The 18,333-nt window shown below is 70.9% G+C and carries 13 protein-coding genes; 6 read left to right on the plus strand and 7 right to left on the minus strand.

Features of this window, described 5'->3' with window-relative positions; all coding sequences use genetic code 11:
• Nucleotides 1-5: 5 nt before the first annotated feature.
• The 4 genes from ACT01A_RS05710 to ACT01A_RS05725 form a co-directional block, all read right to left on the minus strand.
• The gene (locus ACT01A_RS05710) at nt 6-1,289 is read right to left on the minus strand and encodes an ABC transporter substrate-binding protein (RefSeq protein WP_445151277.1); all 1,284 of its coding nucleotides are present in this window, start codon (nt 1,287-1,289) and stop codon (nt 6-8) included.
• A gap of 34 nt (nt 1,290-1,323) precedes the next feature.
• Nucleotides 1,324-2,049 (minus strand): ABC transporter ATP-binding protein, encoded by a 726-nt coding sequence (locus ACT01A_RS05715; RefSeq protein ID WP_445151278.1) that lies wholly within the window; start codon nt 2,047-2,049, stop codon nt 1,324-1,326.
• Nucleotides 2,042-2,809, minus strand: a complete 768-nt coding sequence (locus ACT01A_RS05720) for an ABC transporter ATP-binding protein (protein ID WP_445151279.1) — start codon at nt 2,807-2,809, stop codon at nt 2,042-2,044. The genes ACT01A_RS05715 and ACT01A_RS05720 overlap by 8 nt, the downstream gene beginning before the upstream one ends.
• A 140-nt stretch (nt 2,810-2,949) precedes the next feature.
• A complete protein-coding gene (locus ACT01A_RS05725) occupies nt 2,950-4,362 on the minus strand; it encodes a carboxylesterase family protein (protein ID WP_445151280.1) in 1,413 nt (470 codons plus the stop codon).
• Nucleotides 4,363-4,497: 135 nt separating this feature from the next.
• On the opposite strand from ACT01A_RS05725, the gene ACT01A_RS05730 reads away from it, so the two are divergent.
• Nucleotides 4,498-5,277 (plus strand): GntR family transcriptional regulator, encoded by a 780-nt coding sequence (locus ACT01A_RS05730; protein ID WP_445151281.1) that lies wholly within the window; start codon nt 4,498-4,500, stop codon nt 5,275-5,277.
• Between the two features lie 581 nt (nt 5,278-5,858).
• Here ACT01A_RS05730 and ACT01A_RS05735 read toward each other — a convergent pair.
• The gene (locus ACT01A_RS05735) at nt 5,859-6,737 is read right to left on the minus strand and encodes a fumarylacetoacetate hydrolase family protein (protein ID WP_445151282.1); all 879 of its coding nucleotides are present in this window, start codon (nt 6,735-6,737) and stop codon (nt 5,859-5,861) included.
• 128 nt (nt 6,738-6,865) lie between these two features.
• Between ACT01A_RS05735 and ACT01A_RS05740 the strand changes: the two genes are divergently transcribed.
• From ACT01A_RS05740 to ACT01A_RS05760, 5 genes are all read left to right on the plus strand, one after another.
• Nucleotides 6,866-7,900, plus strand: a complete 1,035-nt coding sequence (locus tag ACT01A_RS05740) for a quercetin 2,3-dioxygenase (protein WP_445151283.1) — start codon at nt 6,866-6,868, stop codon at nt 7,898-7,900.
• Nucleotides 7,900-8,760 carry a fumarylacetoacetate hydrolase family protein gene (locus tag ACT01A_RS05745; RefSeq protein WP_445151284.1) on the plus strand — a complete coding sequence of 287 codons (861 nt, stop codon included), beginning with the start codon at nt 7,900-7,902 and terminating at the stop codon, nt 8,758-8,760. The genes ACT01A_RS05740 and ACT01A_RS05745 overlap by 1 nt, the downstream gene beginning before the upstream one ends.
• Nucleotides 8,757-9,680: an NAD(P)H-dependent oxidoreductase gene (locus tag ACT01A_RS05750; RefSeq protein WP_445151285.1), complete on the plus strand. Its 924-nt coding sequence runs from the start codon at nt 8,757-8,759 to the stop codon at nt 9,678-9,680. The genes ACT01A_RS05745 and ACT01A_RS05750 overlap by 4 nt, the downstream gene beginning before the upstream one ends.
• Before the next feature lie 85 nt (nt 9,681-9,765).
• Complete coding sequence (locus ACT01A_RS05755; protein ID WP_445151286.1) at nt 9,766-13,443, plus strand: hypothetical protein; 3,678 nt, start codon at nt 9,766-9,768, stop codon at nt 13,441-13,443.
• Nucleotides 13,443-17,117, plus strand: a complete 3,675-nt coding sequence (locus tag ACT01A_RS05760; protein WP_445151287.1) for a hypothetical protein — start codon at nt 13,443-13,445, stop codon at nt 17,115-17,117. Before ACT01A_RS05755 ends, ACT01A_RS05760 begins: the two co-directional genes overlap by 1 nt.
• A gap of 238 nt (nt 17,118-17,355) precedes the next feature.
• Here the strand turns inward: ACT01A_RS05760 and ACT01A_RS05765 are convergent, their stop codons facing one another.
• Complete coding sequence (locus tag ACT01A_RS05765) at nt 17,356-17,673, minus strand: AzlD domain-containing protein (protein WP_445151288.1); 318 nt, start codon at nt 17,671-17,673, stop codon at nt 17,356-17,358.
• A complete protein-coding gene (locus ACT01A_RS05770; protein ID WP_445151289.1) occupies nt 17,670-18,332 on the minus strand; it encodes an AzlC family ABC transporter permease in 663 nt (220 codons plus the stop codon). Before ACT01A_RS05770 ends, ACT01A_RS05765 begins: the two co-directional genes overlap by 4 nt.
• Nucleotide 18,333: the final 1 nt, after the last annotated feature.

Raw genomic sequence — 18,333 nt, forward strand, 5'->3', positions numbered from 1 at the left:
CCCTGCTAGCTCTGCGGCTTGTACAGGTCGGCGCCGGTCACCCAGTTCTCGTCGACCGTCGTCACCTTGCCGCTCTTGACCTGCTTGATCAGCTGGTACGTGTTGCACACGGCCGTGTTGCCGGCCAGCTGCTTGCCATCGCACGTGTAGTCATGCGCGAGGAAGCTCTTGTGCGCCTGGCCGTCCTTGAACGCCGCGAGGATGTTCTTGGTGGACAAGTCGGAGACGTCGTCGAGCTCGGCCTGCACGTTCATCACCGAGCTGAAGCCGGCCTGCGCGATCGAGTCCAGGGCGATGTCGTCGCTCCCGTACTTCTTGATCGCCGCCAGCATCAGGTTGGCGTCATCGGTGCCGCTGTCGACCGACTGGAACGGCTGGGCGAAGTACAGGCCCTCGGCCGCGTCACCGGCCGCCTTCAGCGCGGGCGGCGAGGTGCACGGATCGATGCCCATGATCTTGCCCGAGTAGCCGACGGCCTTGAGCGCCTTCAGCACCGCCGGGCACGCGCCCGGGGTGTTGACGTACACCGCGTCGGGCGACGTCGAGATCGCCGCGGCCGCAGCCGAGCTGAGGTCCGCCGCTGACGGCGGCACGGCAATGCCCTTGACTTCGGCGCCCGCAGCCTTGAAGGCCGGCACGATCACGCCGAGGCCCGTAGCCTTGCCCTGCGTGTCGTCGGTGTAGAGGACGGCCGCCTTCTTGACGCCGAGCTCCTTGGTGGCGTATTGGACGGTCGCGGCGTTGTCGCCGACCGACACGGAGTAGAACTGGATCGCGTTAGGAGCGTTGGACTCGACCGGCGTGAACGGGATGCCGCCCATGTAGGCCAGGTCCTTGCGCTTGTACACCGGAAACGCGCCCGGCGCGCCCGTGTCGGCACCGCCGAGGATCGCCGTCGGCTTCTTGTCGGCGATCTGGTTGGCGCAGCGGCCGGACGTAGCCGGCTGGCCGTCGGTGGCGCAGGACGCCAGCTCGACGGGACGACCGCCGATGCCGCCCTTGTAGTCGTTGATGTACTTGACCGCGACCTCAGCCGCCTGGCGGTACTCGGGGAACGTGACCGGCCCGGACTCCAGGTTCAGGAGACCCAGGACGATCGGATCGCCGCTGGCCTTCTTGGGCGTCCCGAGCGCGTCAGCGGCCGGGGCGGCCGCCTGCGTCGCGGCGCCCGACGTCGTCTTGGCTGCCGCGGAGTCCGACGACGAGCTGTCGTCGCTTCCGCAGCCTGTGGCGGCCGCAGCCGCCAGCGAGAGCGCCAAGAGCGCCCCCGTCCACTTCCGACCCGTCATGCGTGTGCCTCTCTCCTCAGTATGCGTGCGTGCGTTAGGCAACAGCCACCTCGCCGAGGTAGCTGGACTTCAAGAGATCCGGGCGATCGCGCAGCTCCTGCGCCGTCCCTTCCAGCACCAGACGCCCGTGGTTGAGCACGTACGCCCGGTCGGCGACCTTCAGCGCGCTGGCGACGTGCTGCTCGACGAACAGCACCCCGGCTCCCAGGTCGGAGGCCACCCGGCGCAGGATCGGCAGCAACCGCTCGACGATCACCGGCGCGAGGCCGAGCGACATCTCGTCGACGAGCAGCAGGCGCGGCCGGCTGACCAGCGCGCGGCCGACGGCGAGCATCTGCTGCTCGCCGCCCGACAGCACCCCGGCCTTGCGGTCCAGGCACTTCTCCAGTTCCGGCAGCAGGTCCATCAGGTCCTGCTTGGCCAGCGGCTCCCGGCCTTCCGCGAGTTTCAGGTGCTCGCGGACGGTCAGGTTGAAGAACAACGAACGACCCTCGGGCACGAGCGCGACGCCGGCACGGGCGAGCTTGTGCGCCGGGCGGCCGGCGATCGGCTCGCCGTCGACGTGGATCGCGCCGTCGACCGGGGCTTGCAGCCCGGCAACGGTGTTCAAGGTGGTGGTCTTGCCGGCGCCGTTGGGGCCGAGCAGCGCGACGACCTCACCGGGCTGCACGTGCAGCGTGAGGCCGCGGACGACGGGGACGCCGTCGTAGCCGGCGTCGAGGCCGTCGAGCTGGAGGCGATGCGCGGTCGCGTCAGGCATGAGCCGGCTCCTCGCTGCCGAGGTACGCGGTCAGGACGGCCTGGTCCTGGCGGATGTGCGCCGGGTCGCCGTGGGCAATCAACTTGCCGAAGTCCAAGACGTAGATGTCGTCGCAGACGCCGAGCACCAGGCCCATGTCGTGGTCGACGAGCAGGACGCTGACGCCCTCGCCGGGCATGGCGGCCAGGCGCCGGCCGAGCTCCAGCGACTCGTCGGTGTCGAGGCCGGCGGCGGGCTCGTCGAGCAGGACCAGGCGCGGGCGGCGGGCCAGCGCGCGGGCGACGCCGACGAGCTTGCGGCGGCCGTGGGAGATCTCGGTCGGGCGCGCGGCGGCGATGTCCTCCAGGCCGCAGACGCCGAGGGCCCAGGTGACGTCGTCGCGGTGCGCGCGGGCGCGCGCGGCCGGGAGGAAGACGTCGCGCAGGGCGCGGGCGACGCCGAGGTCGTCAGCGGCGACCTGGAGGTTCTCCTCGACGGTGAGGTCGTCGAACAGCTCGACGGACTGGAAGGTGCGGACCATCCCGCGGCGCGCGCGCAGGTGCGGGCGCATCTTGGTGATGTCGGTCCCGTCGAAGACGACGCTGCCCGCGCTGGGCAGGTGGTAGCCGGTGAGGCCGTCGATCATGGAGGTCTTGCCCGCGCCGTTGGGCCCGATCAGGCCGACGACCTTCGCCTCGGGCACGTCGAGGTCCACGCCGCCCACGGCAACCACGCCGCCGTAGGTCACGCGGAGGCCGCGGACTTCGAGCAACGGGGTCATACGCTCGCTCCGGATCGGAGGGGCGCGATGGGGAACGCGGGACAGCGACTGACCATGTCTCTCCTCTCGCGGTGTGTGTCGGGGGACACAGTGCGCCGCGGGAGGCAGAACGTACACGAACCTTCAAAGTGTGTCCAGTCTTAGATGACGGACACAGTTTGTCCTCTTCCGAAGGTCTTCACCTCGGTGGCGGACCAGCCCGGCGCCGCGCCGCGGGCGAAAGCGCCGACCGCCGACATGTAGGCCTCGGAGGCTGCCGCGGCGGCGGGCGTGTCGCCGGCCAGGCGCGTGCCGGGACCACGGTCGCCGTAGGTGCCGAAGAGCAGCGGGACGTCGACGGAGTGCATCGCGCCGAGGTCGGGATCGGGGCCGGGGTGGTCGATGCGGAAGCGATGCACGGTGCCGCCGGCCTGCGCCCGCGCCGCTCCCCACTTCGCCGTCGGTCGCGCGACCATCGCCTCGGTGGCGATGCGCACGAGCAAGGTGTTGGTGTCGGTCGGCCCGCCGCCGCCGTCGTCGTCGCCGCCGCGGGCGCGCGCGATCTCCGCGTCGGGGTCCGTGACGTGCGGGAGCCGCGCGACCATCGCCCGCAGCCCGTCCGCGTCCGGCTCGGGTCGCCGTCCGGCCGCGCGAAAGAAGAACGTGCCCTCGTCGGCCGTGGTGCCGAGCATCACGGGGACGTCGAGCCGCCGCAGCGCCGCGTCGTCGGGGCCGACGGGCAGCGACGCGGGGTCGAGCATCGGCAGCGCGCCGCCGCGCGTCCCGGCCCAGGCGGGACCGGCGAGCAGCTCCTCGCTCCACACGACGACCTGCTCGGCCGGCACGCGCCGCAGGTCGCCCATCTCCCCCGCTTGCGCCGCGAGCGCTTCGGCCCAGCGGGTTCCCAACTCGGGCGGGTGCGCGGCGTCGTGCATCGGCGGCGAGACGATCAGCGCGCGGGCGAACGGCGCCTGGTCGGCGTCTACCGCGAGATGGTCGATCGCGCTCAGCGCTCCTGCCGACTGCCCCGCGAGCGTCACGTTGTCCGGGTCGCCGCCGAACGCCGAGACGTTCTCCTTGACCCAGCGCAGCGCCAGCCGCTGGTCCAGCAGCCCCCAGTTGCCACCACCGAGCTCGGGGTGGTGGAGGAAGCCGAGCGACCCCAGCCGGTAGTTGATGGTGATGACGATCAGCCGCTCGCGCTCGGCGAGCCGCGCGCCGTCGTACAGCGACGCGCTCCCCCAGCCCACGCCGAAGCCGCCGCCGTGGATCCACAGCAGGACCGGCAGCCGCTCGTCGGCGGCCGCGTCGCGCGGGCGCCAGAGGTTCAGGTTCAGGCACTGCTCGTCGGCCTCCGGCGGCTCGCCGTGGGTGAAGACGCCGATCGGGCGGCGCGGCTGATGGGCGATCGGGCCAGGGCGGTCGGCGTCCCGAACGCTGGAGAAGGCGACCGCCCGCGGCGGGGCGAACCGCCGCACCTGCCCGTACGGGAGACCGAGGAACGCGTCGCCGCGCGCGGAGGTGATCCCGCGGACAGCGCCATCGCCGAGGGACACGACCGGACGGGCACCCATGCGGGCGAGCGTACAGCTTCGACAACTGCATGCAGGATTGAGCGATGTCCGTCCATGGGTTCTGGCACAGTGTGCGCATGGCGAACCTTGAGGCTGGATGTAGAGTGAGCTTGTGCATCCACTGAGCGTCGCCTCATGACCGACACCGCCCCCGCCCGTCAGAGCGTCGAGCACGTCCATCGCGTCATCCGCGAATCGATCCTCGACGGGTCGCTGGAGCCCGGCGAGACGATGTCGCAGGTCGCGCTGGCCGACGAGCTTGGTGTGAGCCGCACACCGCTGCGCGAGGCCCTGCGGATGCTGCAAGGCGAGGGCCTGATCCTCAGCGAGCCGAACCGCCGCGTGCGCGTCGCGCCGCTGTCGCTGGCCGACGTCGAGGAGCTCTACGCGATCCGGATCCCGCTCGAGGTCACGGCGCTCCGTCTGTCTCTGCCGCGCATGACGCCGGAGGACATCGCCGACCTAGAAGGCTCGATGGCCGCGATGGCGCACTTCGCCGAAGCCGACGACTACGCCCGCTGGTACGTCCCCCACCAGGCCTTCCACCGTGGGTTGACCCAGCGCGCCGGCGCCCGCTTCGATGCGTTGTTGTTGCAGTTGTTCGACCACGCCGAGCGTTACCGCCGCATGCACTTCGGCCGCAAGTTCTCCACACAGTCGACCACCGACCACCGCGACATCCTCGACGCCGTCAAGGCCGGCGACACCGACCGCGCCAGCGCCCTGCTCGGCGTCCACCTCGCGCGCACGGTGGTCGGAATCATCGAGGTCGTCGAGCCGGCCTACGAGCCGACGGCGTTGCAGCTGGTCCTTGACGACCTGGCGAAGACGACCGGCCACCCGACGTCGCTGGCGACGGGCGGCGGGGGCGCGGGCGCGGGCGCTACGAAGCGCCGCCGCAAGTCCGCGGTATAGGGGCGGGCGCCGCGGGGCGTTGGTGGTTCTTCGCTCATCAAAGGGCGTGAGGCTGTTGTGGCGTGGCGACCGCTTGGGGTGTGGATCGTCGCTGGGGGCGCTGCCGGCGGCGGGGATTTACAGCCGCATCAAGACATCAGACTCGGCCTCCAGGGTTGGTCCCTCGACCGCCGGGGTTCGAGGGACCAGGGGTTTCGGAGATCCGGGTCGCTGCAACCGGAATATGTCCGGCTCAAGCGACCCGCACCTCGAAATCCGGGATCCGGGTCGCTGAGAGCTGCACATGCCAGCTCGGAGCGATCCGCACCTCGAAATCGAGGTCCGGGTCGAGTTAACCCCGATATACGACGCTAAATCGACCCGGATCCCCAATCGAGCGTCCTTCGGGCCCGAACCCTCAAACCCCGGGGCCGACGGACGCCCCATGAGGCCCGGATTGATGTCTTGATGCGCTGTAAATCCCCGCCCGCCGGCAGCGCCCGAGCGACGATCCACGCACACGGCGGTCGCCACGCCACCCCGCTCTCACGCCCTTTGATGAGCGAAGAACCACCAACGCCGGCGCCGCCCCGCAGGACCCCCTACGCCGTCGCGCCCGTCGCGGGCGCCGAACCCTGCGCCTCCGGGCGCTCGTCCCAGCCGATGACCGGGTTGCGCAGGGTGCCGACCTTCTCGATCTCGGCCTCGACGACGTCGCCGGGCTTGAGGTAGAGCGAGAAGGGGTCGTCGGAGAAGCCGGCGACGCCGGAGACGGTGCCGGTCGAGACGATGTCGCCCGGGTTGTAGCCCATGGGTGAGTAGTGCGACAGGATCTCGGCGACCGTCACGGACATGTTGCCCGTGTGGGACTCCTGGCGGGACTCGCCGTTGACGCGCAGCGACATGTTCAGGTCGGCAGGGTCGCCGACCTCGTCGGGCGTCACGATCCAGGGGCCCAGCGGGCAAAAGGTGTCGATGGACTTGCTCAGGCAGAAGACGCCGGACTTCATCTCCTCGCGCTGGATGTCGCGCGCGGTGATGTCGTTGAACACCACGTAGCCCGCGATGTAGTCCTCGGCCTCCTCGGGCGAGAAGAACTTGCCCTTCTTGCCGATCACGACCGCCAGCTCGAGCTCGTAGTCCAACTCCTTGGTCAGCGGCTCCGGATAGACGATCGGGTCGTCAGGGCCGATGATCGCGTCGACGTTCTGGAAGAACACGATCCACGGCAGGACCGGATGAGACCAGTTGACGTTCTTGGACTCCTCGTGGTGCTCACGGAAGTTCCCCGCCGTGTGGAAGAACTTCTTCGGGACGATCGGCGCGCGGAGCCGGACATCGGCTAGCGGCACCTCGCGTCCTGTGGGCTCCACCTGGCCTTCAAGCTCGAAGTAGCGCCGCATGTTCGGCACATCGAGCTCGACCACCAGGTCGCCGACGACCTTCCCGACGCGGCCGTCGTCGAACGTCACCAACTTCATCAGGATCGCCTTTCGGGCAGGGAAAACAGACCGCGGCCAGTCTACACAGATTGCGTATCTGTATGCAATTCAGAAATCGGACACATGACGCTTGCGCTGCGTGCACACTCGGAGTTAGTGTGCACACTATGTCCGACCCCACGCTCGCGTCACCCGCTGCGCCCGCGCTCCCCGACGGCGCCGTCCCCTACGTCCAGCCCGCCGGCACGGGCCGGGCGCACCTGCTGCTCGGCCAGGTCGCCCGCGCGATGCTCGGCGCCGAGCAGAGCAACGGCGTCATGTCGTTCATGACCAACTGCGGGCCGAAGGGCCGGCCGATCCCGCTGCACCACCACGACCGCGAGTTCGAGGTCTTCCTCTGCACGCGCGGGCGCGTGCAGGTGTGGGCCGACGGCGAGTCGCGCGTCCTCTCCCCCGGCGACCTGGCGGTCGTCCCCGGCGGCACGGTGCACGCCTACCAGTTCCACTCGCACTTCTCCGAGTTCGTCGGGCCGATCAACCCCGGCGGCTGGGACCGCTTCTTCGACCTCTGCGGTACGCCCTACGACGCCCCCGCGTTCCCGCCGGAGGACAACTCGCCGCCGCCGTTCGCCAAGTTCGGCCAGGCCGAGGCGCAGTTCAACATGAAGTACCTGCCGCCGGACTCGCCGTACGCGCCCGCGACGTGGGACGCGCCCGACGACACGCTGCCCGGCGCGTCGACGCCCTACTTCCTGCGCTCCGGCGAGGGCCCGCGCCACCTGCTCGGCGGCCAGATGGTCACGACCATGGTCACCTCCGCGGAGTCCAACGACGACCTGGGGATGTGGACCGTGCAGGGCACGATCGGCGGCGAGATGCCCGCGCACGTGCACGAGCGCACGCACGAGGCGATCTACGTGCGCAACGGCACCGTCCGCGTCACGCTCGACGGCGAGTCGCAGCTGCTCTCGCCCGGCGACATGGCGTCCATCCCGGCGGGCTGCGTGCACACCTACGCCTTCGAGTCGGCGGTCACGCGCGCGGTCGTGATGTCCTCGCCCGGCGGCCTGGAGCGGCTGTTCGAGCTGGCCGGCGAGCCCTACGCGCACCACGTCTTCCCGGCCACGCCCGCCGCGTTCCCGGACGCCGCCACCATGGAGGCCGCGGCCGCGGAGCTCGACGTGCACTTCGTGGACGCCTAGTGGCGCGCTTCGCCTCCCTGCTGGTCGGCGACCGTCCGGTCGCCGCGCGGATCGAGGACGACGACTCGGCGGTGGCGGCGGCGATCCCCTTGCGCGGGATCGCCGAGCTGGGCCGCGACACGCCAAGCGACGTGCTCGCCGACGAGTCGCTCTTGGACCGCGACAACCCCATCTCGCTCGACGACCCGGACGTGCAGCTCCGGACGGTCGTCCCGCGCCCCGACAAGGTCATCTGCGTCGGCCTGAACTACCGCGAGCACGTCGCCGAGTCGCTGAACGACGAGCCCGACTACCCCGTGCTGTTTACGAAGTGGGCGTCGACGCTTACAGGCCCCGACGACCACGTCGTTCTCCCAAGCGAGTCCACCATGATCGACTACGAGGGCGAGTTGGTGGTGGTGATCGGCAAGCGGGCGCGACGGGTCGCGAAAGACGAGGCGCTCCAGCACGTCGCCGGTTACGCCGTTGCCAACGACCTCTCGATGCGCGACTTCCAGCGCAAGTCCCACCAGTGGCTCCAGGGCAAGGCCTGGGACGCCTCCACGCCGGTCGGCCCGTTCCTGGTCACGCCCGACGACGTGCCGGACCCCCAACAGCTGCGCCTCAAGACCATCGTCAACGGCGAGACCGTCCAGGACGCCACGACCGACCTGATGATCTTCGACGTCGCGACCCTCGTCGCCACGATCTCCGAGTTCGCCACGCTCGAGCCCGGTGACCTGATCCTCACCGGCACGCCCGGCGGTGTCGGCGTTCGGCGCGACCCGCCGCTGCTCCTGGGCCCCGGCGACGTCGTCGCCGTCGAGGTCGACGGCGTCGGCCGGATCGAGAACACCATGACGCAGGACACCACGCGATGACCCACCGCATGCTCGGCCTCAGCTGCGGCCGCGCCGACGGCAATGCCGACCTGCTGCTCAAGGCCGCCCTGCGCGCCGCGGAAGGCGAAGGCGCCAGCGTCTCCCACGTCCGCCTCGACGACCTGCGCCTCGACGTCTTCGACCAAAACGCCGCCTGGTTCTGGGACCAGCTGATGGAGCACGACGCGCTCGTCATCAGCGCGCCGATCCACAACCGCACGGTCCCCGGCAAGTTGAAGCTCTTGCTCGACGCGATCCTCGGCCCCAAGGCCGACGTCGCCTTCGCGCTGGAGTACGTGCGCCTGCGCGATGCGGGCCAGGAAGCCGCGGTCAAGTTCCCCTTCGACGAGCGCGTGCTGCGCCCGCGCGTCGGCGGCTTCCTCGCCGTCGGCGGCGCCAACACCACGCGTTGGAAGGCGCTCGCGCTGCCGATGTTGCATCACATGACGTTCTCGATGCAGATCGGCGTGGTCGACCAGGTCGTCATCGGCGGCGCCGGAACGCCCTCGTCGATCGTCCTCGACCAGCAAGCGCTGGACCGAGCGGCGCTCCTGGGCGCCAACGTCGCCCAGCAGCTCGGCCGCGCCTTCGAGGACGTCGAGTACCGCGGCGCGCCCGGCGCCTGCCCGATGTGCCACCTCGACGCGATCGTGCTGCTCGACGACAGCGCGATCGAGTGCGCCACCTGCGGCGCGGCGGGCCGGCTCATCGCCGGAGCTGACGGCGCTCCCGTCGCCCACTTCGACGCCCGAGGCACCCACCAGTCGGTCCTCACCGTCGAGGAGAAGCACGAGCACTTCCTTGAGGTGCAGGAGACGGCGAAGGCGCAGTTCGCCCAGGCCGATGCGGTCGCCGAAGGCGTTGCGGCCTACGCCGGTTTCGAGCGCCCGCTGGCGCCCCGCGCGCCCGCGCACCCCTGACGTTTTCTCACTGCACCCCTGATCTTTTCCCGGACCTGGTCGCACGGCGAGGTCCACGCGCGCGAGGCTCCGACAGGGTCGGTGAATGGTCCAGCTTTTGCGCGCGCTGCTGGTGGGCAGCGCGATGGTCGTCCTTCTCGCTACCGGCTCGGCGACAGCCGACGAGCAGATCGTGCCCAACGGGCGCGCTGCGACCGCGGTCACCGACCGCGACGGCGTCACCCACATGGTGTACGTCATCCCGAACGGCAGCGCCTACGACACGCTCGGCTACTGCCGGATCGCCAAGGGCGCCGAGGCGTGCCAGGACGTCAAGGAGCTGACGTTCACCAACCTGTCGTGCTCGCCGCGCGCCCCCTCGGATCCGAACGACGCCGCCTTCGACTACAGCGACAACTTCAACAAGCCGCAGATCAAGCTGACGCCCTTCGGCGAGGTCTTCGTCCTCTGGTCCGCGTTCTGCTCGCACGGCGTCCAGACGTTCAACGACATGGTCGTCTGGAGCTCGACCGACGACGGCGCCACCTTTGCCAACCCGCGCACGCTGGGCTTCCTGAACGCCGAGTATCCGCAGGCCCAGCTCGTCAACACGTGGACCGACTCGGTACTCGACGCCGGGGACCGCACCGTCGTCAGCGCGATCTCCTACAACAACTGCACCAGCGACTCGGCTCTCTCCGGCGGCATGTTCGTCCAGAGCGCGGCGCTGGGCGCCTACACCTCTGACCGCGCGCGGGTGACGCCGACGAGCAGCAACTGCACCTATGAGGGCGGCGGCGGCGACCACCCGACGATCGCGCAGCGCGGCAAGCGCTCCTACGCGGTGGCCTACGTCGACCAGACCACCGCCCATGTCTTCGTGCGCACCTACGACCACCCGGAGCTACAGCCCTCGGCGGTCAACGACCCCGCCAACTGGAGCGCGGCGGTCGACGTCACGCCCGGCGAGACCCTGGTCTTCACCGACCAGCCGCACCTGGTCAGCGGACCGCTCGGCACGTTCCTGCTCTACCGCCAGTACGAGTACGACCCGCAGTCCGGGCAGTCGACGCCCTCCCGCTGGTGGATCCGCCGCGTCACCGGCACGACGCTCGGCGCGGCGACCGTGCTGCCGCAGATCGTCCAGCAGGAGTTCAACGGGTCCAACCGCCCCGACATGTTCGGCGGCCCGGCCACGGTCGTGCAGGACACGGCCAACGGCCGCATCCACTTCGCCCGCTGGGTCCCGGGCTGGTACGGGACCCCCAACTACGTGCAGTACGTGACCTCCGACGACGGCGCGACCTGGACGCCCAACGCCTACCTGCCGGATCCCGCGGACCTCGGCGGCGGCCTGCGCGCGAAGGACCTCGGCGGCTACGACGACTTCGGCCGCTACGCCTATGACCCGGTGCTCGCCGAGTCGACGGGCATCAACGGCTTCGCGGGGATCACCGGGTACTCGCGCGGCCGCTCACCGGGCGCCTACAACGGCCGCATCTACTGGCCGTTCGGCGTCGCGAAGCTGCCCTACCGCGACCCGCCGCCGACGCCGGGCGACCCGGGCGACGGCGGAGGAGGCGGCGGCACGGGTGGCGGCGGTGGCGGTGGAGGCACCGGTGGTGGCGGCGGGACGGGCGGCGGCACGACGCCCACGCCGCCCAACCCCCAGGACCAGCGCTGCAAGATCCTGCAGTTCGCCGCGCTGGACATCCTCGCCGACGGCTGCCTCACCCAAGAGAAGGGCGTGTACATCGCGCGCGGCGGCGTGTCGATCAACGGCCTGAAGATCGCGGGCGGCGAGCTGCGCTTCGATCCCAAGGAGCTGACGGTCAAGTCCACCGGCCCGGTCACCTTGACGGTCGGCGCGACCCAGCTGCTCAAGGGCGTCAAGCTCGACTGGAAGCTGCCCAAGGCCAACACCTTCGACCTCGGCGCGCTGAACGTCGGCGCGCTGGGCTCCAAGCTCTTCGGCTTCGGCCTCAAGGGCGACGTCGACGTCAAGCTCGTCCGCGGTGCGGTCGAGATCAAGTCGCACCTCGGCATGCCCGGCGTCCTGGGCGGCATCACCGCCGACGTCACGCTGCGCGCCGACAACCTCGCCGGCCTGCACACGCGCGAGCTGTTCGTGCGGTTCCCCTCGGCCAAGCTCGGCCCGCTCGAGCTGGCCGACGTCGAGTTCAACTACAACCCGGAAGAGGACGGCTGGGGCGGCACGCTGAAGCTGAAGCTCCCGCCGGACCCGCCCGGGCCCGCGCTGAAGGCGACCGTCGGCTTCAAGGGCGGTGAGATCACCGACCTTGGCGGCGAGCTGACGCTGCCGGCGCCCGGCATCGCCCTCGACCCGTTCCAGGTCGCGTGGCTGACGAAGATCCGCGCGTCGATGCATCGTCCGCCGCTGACGCTCAAGGGCGGGATCACGATCGCCGCCGGGCCGCCGCTGGACAAGGTCGGCTCCGATCGGCCGATCACCGTCGACGGCGACGTCACCATCACCTTGCCCGACACCGGCCCCTCGACGTTCCGCGCCGACGGCGTCGGCTCCGTGATGGGCATCCCGCTCGCCCGGGCCTACCTCCAGTTCATCACCACGGGCCAGATCAGCGCGGGCGGCAGCGTCAGCGCTGAGTTCGGGCCGTTCAGCGCCAAGGCCGCGATCGACGGCTGGTTCTACAAGAAGGCCTTCAACGTCCGCGGCGGAGCTGACCTCTGCGCCGGGCCCGTCTGCATCGGCGGCGACATGGTGTTCTCGTCGATCGGCTTCGCGGCCTGCGCGGACGTCGGCTTCACCGAGATCGGCGCGGGCATCAACTGGAGCAGCGACCTCGCGCTCGGGCTGATCAACCCGTTCTACCTCCTGACCCGCATCGACGCGATGCCGGTCGGCTGCGACGTCGGCGACTACGAGGCCAAGGCGGCAGCCGCGCAGGCGGCGCCGGGCGGCGAGCGCTCGGTCAGCTTCGACGCCGGGCTCCCCTCCGGGTTCGTCAGCGTGATCGGCCAGGGCGCGCCGCCGCACGTCGCGCTCGTCGGGCCCGACGGCACGCGGATCGAGCCGACGGCGACCACCACGATCAAGACCCCCGGCGCGTTCGCCTTCCAGAGCGCCATGGGCAACCTGACCTGGTTCGCGGTCAAGGCCCCCAAGGCGGGCACGTGGAAGATCGTGCCCGAGGCCGACTCGGTGCCGATCGCCTCGGTCTCCAAGGCCAATGGGTTGCCCGCACCGAAGGTGACGGCGTCGGTCAAGCGAGGCAAGGGCGGCGGCACGGCACGCGTCTTGTCCTACAAGATCACGCCGATCCCGGGCCAGACCGTCACGTTCGCCGAGCAGGGCGCGAAGGGCATCGGCGCGCCGCTGGGCAAGGCGAAGGGCACGGCCGGAACGCTGCGCTTCACCCCCGCGCCGGGCCCGGGCGGCACGCGCAAGATCATCGCCCAGGTCGCCCAGAAGGGCATCCCGCGCAAGGAGCTGACGGTCGCGCGCTACGTGGCGCCAGCGCCGCCCAAGCCCGCCCGGCCCAAGTTGAAGGTCAAGCGCGTCGGGACCAAGTTGGTGGTGTCGTGGGCCAAGGACGGCGCCTCGAAGCGCTGGACCGCCCGGATCACGCTGTCGGACGGCCGCGTCGTCCAACTCCTGCCGCGCAAGCCGACCGTCACCGTCGCCGGTGTGGCGAAGGCGACGACCGGCCGGATCGCGGTTTACGGCGAGGACTCCGCCAACCGCAAGGGCCCAACGGCGACGGCGACGTTACGCAAGGCAATTAAGAAGCGGAGCTCCTGATGATCCAGATCCTGCGCGCGCTGCTGGTGAGCAGCCTGCTCGCCCTGCTGCTCGCCGGCTCGGCGGCCGCCAACCCGACGATCGTGCCCAACGGGCGCGCGGCCGCCGCGGTCACCGACCGCGACGGTGTCACGCACATGGTGTACAACATCCCCAACGGCGTCGCCTACGACACCGTCGGGTACTGCCGCATCGCCAAGGGCGCCCAGACCTGCCAGGACGTCAAGGAGCTCACCTTCGGCAACCTGCCCTGCATCGCGCGCACCGGCTCCGACTCGTCGGCGAGCGAGCGCCAGTGGGACAGCGACTTCCTGATCGACAAGCCGCAGGTGCAGGTCTCGCGCTTCGGCGAGGTCTTCGTGCTGTGGCCGGCCTTCTGCCCGCACGGCCAGCAGATGACGATGGACATGCTCGTCTGGACGTCGACCGACGCCGGCGACACGTTCGACAACGGCCACCAGCTCGGCCACCTCACCGAGGAGACGCCGGAATACAGCTCGGTCCTGACATGGAGCGCCTCGATCCTGGACGCCGCCGACCGGACGATCGTCTCGGCGACCTTCGAGCGCGGCTGCGGCCTGCAGCCGGGCGCCCCCGGCGCCTACGTGCAGAGCGCGCCGCTGGGCGCCTACACCTCCGACCGCGCCCGCATGTCGCCGATCGCCTGCGGCACCGCCGGGTACTACGGCCATCCGACGATCGTGCAGCGCGGCAAGCGCTCCTACGCGACGGCCTGGACCGAGGAGCAATACAGCCGCGTCCAGTTCCGCGCCTACGACCATCCGGAGCTGCCACCGTCGGCAGTCAACAACAGCGACAACTGGAGCGCGGCGGTCGACCTCACGCCCGCCGACACCGCCACGACCGACTACGCCACCGACCAGGCGCACCTGGTCAGCGGCCCGCTCGGCACGTTCCTGTTCTATCGCCAGCAGGAGCACGACCGCAACTCGGGCCAGTACGGCCGCTGGCACTGGCTGCTCCGCCGCGTCAACGGCGCGGCCCTCGGCCCGGCGACCGACATCCCGCAGCCGGTGCCCGACGAGGGCTTCTTCCGCGGCGACCGCGCCCAGACGTGGGCCGGCGGCGCGTCGATCGTCCAGGACGAGGCCAATGGACGCCTGCACTTCGCGCGCTTCGTCCCGGGCACGTTCGCGATCCCCAACCTCGTGCAGTACCTGACCTCCGACGACGGGGTCACGTGGACGGCCAACACGTACCTCCCGGACCCCACGCTGCTCCCCGGTGGTGACCGCCACCACGACCTCGGCGGCTTCGACGACGACTGGGGCCAGTACGCCTTCGACCCGGTCCTCGCTGAGTCCACGTCGATCAACGGGTTCACGGGGATCGTCGGCGAGTCGCGCGGCTTCGCCGACGACGGCTACCAGGTGCGCACGATGTACCCGTTCGGCGTTCTGCCGCTGCCCTACCGCGACCCGCCGCCGTCGCCGGGCGATCCCGGTGGCGGCGACGACACGCCTCCGCCGCCGAGCGGCGGCGGAGGCGGCACGACGCCCGCGCCGGCTCCCGCGCCGGCGCCCAACCCTCAAGACCAGCGCTGCAAGATCCTGCAGTTCGCCGCGCTGGACATCGTCGCCGACGCCTGCCTGACGCAGGACAAGGGCGTCTACGTCGCCAAGGGCGGCGTGTCGGTCAACGGCATGAAGATCACCGGCGCCGAGGTCCGCTTCGACCCCAAGGACCTGACGCTCAAGACCACCGGGCCGGTCACGGTCACGATCGGGTCGACCGCGATCATCAAGGGCGTCAAGCTCGACTGGAAGCTGCCCAAGACCAACATCTTCGACCTCGGGTCGCTGGACGTGGGCGCGCTGGGCTCCAAGCTGTTCGGCTTCGGGTTGAAGGGCGACGTCGACGTCAAGCTCGTCCGCGGCGCGGTCGAGATCAAGTCGCACATCGGCCTGCCGGGCATCCTCGGCGGGATCACCGCCGACGTCACGCTGCGCGCTGACAACCTCGCCGGCCTGCACGCCCGCGAGCTGTGGGTGCGCTTCCCGTCCGCCAAGCTCGGCCCGCTCGAGCTCGCCGACGTCGAGTTCAACTACAACCCGGAGGAGGACGCGTGGGGCGGCACGCTGGGGCTGACGCTCCCGCCCAATCCTCCTGGCCCGAAGTTGAAGGCGACGATCGGCTTCAAGGACGGTGAGATCACCGACCTCGCCGGCGAGCTGACGCTCCCCGGCCAGGGCATCGCGATCGACCCGACCGGCATCGCGTGGCTGACCAAGATCCGCGCGGCGATGCACCGCCCGCCGCTGACGCTCAAGGGCGGGATCACGATCGGCGGCGGCCCGATGCTGGACAGCGTGACCGGCGAGCGCGTCGTCACCGTCGACGGCGACATCACCATCACCCTGCCCGACAGCGGCCCGTCGACGTTCCGCGCCGACGGTCAGGCGTCGATCATGGGGATCCCGTTCGCGACGGCGTACTTCCAGTTCATCACCGACGGGCAGGTCAGCGCGGGCGGCAAGATCAAGGCGGACTTCGGCCCGTTCAGCGCCGAAGCCGGGGCCGACGGCTGGTTCAACGGGAAGGCCTTCAACATCCACGGCGGGGCCGAGCTGTGCGCCGCAGGCGTCTGCGTCGGCGGTGACATCGTGTTCTCGTCGATCGGCTTCGCGGCCTGCGCCGACATCGCCTTCACCGAGATCGGCGCCGGCATCAAGTGGGGCGACGACCTCTGGGCCGGGCTCATCAACCCGTTCTGGCTGCTGAGCCACATCGACGTGATGCCGGTCGGCTGCGACGTCGGGCCCTACCAGGCCAGAGCGGCGGCCGCGCAGGCGGCGCCCGGCGGCGAGCGGTCGGTGAGCTTCGACGCGGGTCTCCCGTCCGGGTTCGTCAGCGTGATCGGCCAGGGCGCGCCGCCGCACGTCGCGCTCGTCGGGCCCGACGGGACGCGGGTCGAGCCGACGGCGACGACCGCGGTCAAGACGCCGGGCGCGTTCGCGTTCCAGAGCGCCAAGGGCAACCTGACGTGGTTCGCGGTCAAGGCACCGAAGGCCGGGACCTGGAAGATCGTGCCCGAGGCTGACTCGGTGCCGATCGCCTCGGTGTCCACGGCCAAGGGGTTGCCGGCACCGAAGGTGACGGCGTCGGTCAAGCGCACGAGCGGCGCCGCTCGCCTCCTGTCCTACAAGATCGAGCCGCAGCCCGGCCAGACCGTCACGTTCACCGAGCAGGGCGCGAAGGCCGGCATTGGCGCGGCGATCGGCAAGGCGAAGGGGTCGACCGGCACGCTGCGCTTCACGCCGACGGGCGGCCCGGGCGGCACGCGCAAGATCATCGCCTTGGTCGCCCAGAACGGGATGCCGCGCAAGGAGCTGACGGTCGCCCGCTACGTGGCGCCGGCGCCGCCCAAGCCCGCCCGACCCAAGTTGAAGGTCAAGCGCGTCGGGACCAAGTTGGTGGTGTCGTGGGCCAAGGACGGCGTTGCGAAGCGCTGGACGGCGCGGATCACGCTGTCGGACGGCCGCGTCGTCCAGCTGCTGCCGCGCAAGCCGACCGTCTCCGTCGCCGGGGTGACGAAGACGACGACCGGGCGGATCGCGGTCTACGGCGAGGACTCCGCCAACCGCAAGGGGTCGACGGCGACCGCGACGCTGCGCAAGGTCGTCACGAAGAAGAAGGCGAAGGCGAAGGGCTGACGTTCTGGTTGAGCGCGAAGACGTTGTGGGGTCGTAGGACGACTTGACCTCCTGTAGGCGGCGAGCGTGCGGGCATGGATGCCCGTGCCCGCCCCGTCTTCGTCGCCGGACATGAAGTTGATGTACGTGCCGCCCGTGAGGTGCGGCGCGAGCGAGTGGGTGGAACGTCCCGAGGATCAGGACCTCGCGCAGCTCGTGGCAGGCGCACGTGAACGACGTGACGACGCCGAAGCATCCGTCATCCGTAGCCCAGCGCACGCAGCCCTGCGGCCATCCCGCCGGCCGCGAGCACGACCACCAACAACGGCGCCCGGCGCCAGATCAGCAGCGCCGCGACCGCCAGCGCGGGCAGCCGCGCGTCCAACACGATGGCCTTGTCGCCGCCGACGGTCTGCACCGCGATCAGGCCGGCGATGACCGGGACGACGAGCGCGTCGAGACGCGTGTCTGCGGACTCGTCGTCGGCAGAGCCCGACGCGCGCGCGGCACCGACCGCACCGGCGAGCTTCAGCGCGTAGGCCGCGGCGCAGAGCAGCAAGACGGAGGTCCAGCTCATCGGCTGTCGCCCCCGCCGCCGCGTCGCAAGAGCGGCAGCGCCGCCAGCGCCGAGGCCATCACCGGCACGCCCGCGGGCGTGAGCGGCAGCAGCACCAGCGCGATCGCCGCGCCGGCCAACGCGCAGCGGACGACCGCGCGGGTGCGCAGCTGCGGGACGAGCAGCGCGAGGAAGACGGCCGGGAAGATCGCGTCCAGCCCGAGCGTGCCCGGGTCGCTGAGCACGCCGCCGGCCAGCGCGCCCGCCAGCGTGCCGAGGTTCCAGCACGCGAAGATCGCCAGCGCGGTCAGCAGGAACCCGCGGCGCCGCGCGCCCGGATCGTCCTGCGCGTGGGCCATCGCGGTCGACTCGTCGATCACCAGATGCGCGTCGACCGCGCGCCGCCAGCGCCCGGTGCGCAGCACGCCGCCGAGGCTGAGCGCGTAGATCCCGTTGCGCGCCGCCAGCAGGACCGCCGGGGGCAGCGCGGCGACCGCGCCGCCGCCCGCGCCCATCACCGACACGAATGTGAACTGCGACGCGCCGGTGAACGCGACCAGCGACATCACGCACGTCTGCGCGACGCTGAACCCGGCCGCGACCGACAGCACGCCGAACGAGATCGCGTACACGCCCGTTGCGACGCCGATCGAGAGCGAGTCGCGCGCCAGACGGTCCATG

This window comes from Baekduia sp. Peel2402 (genome assembly GCF_052567285.1).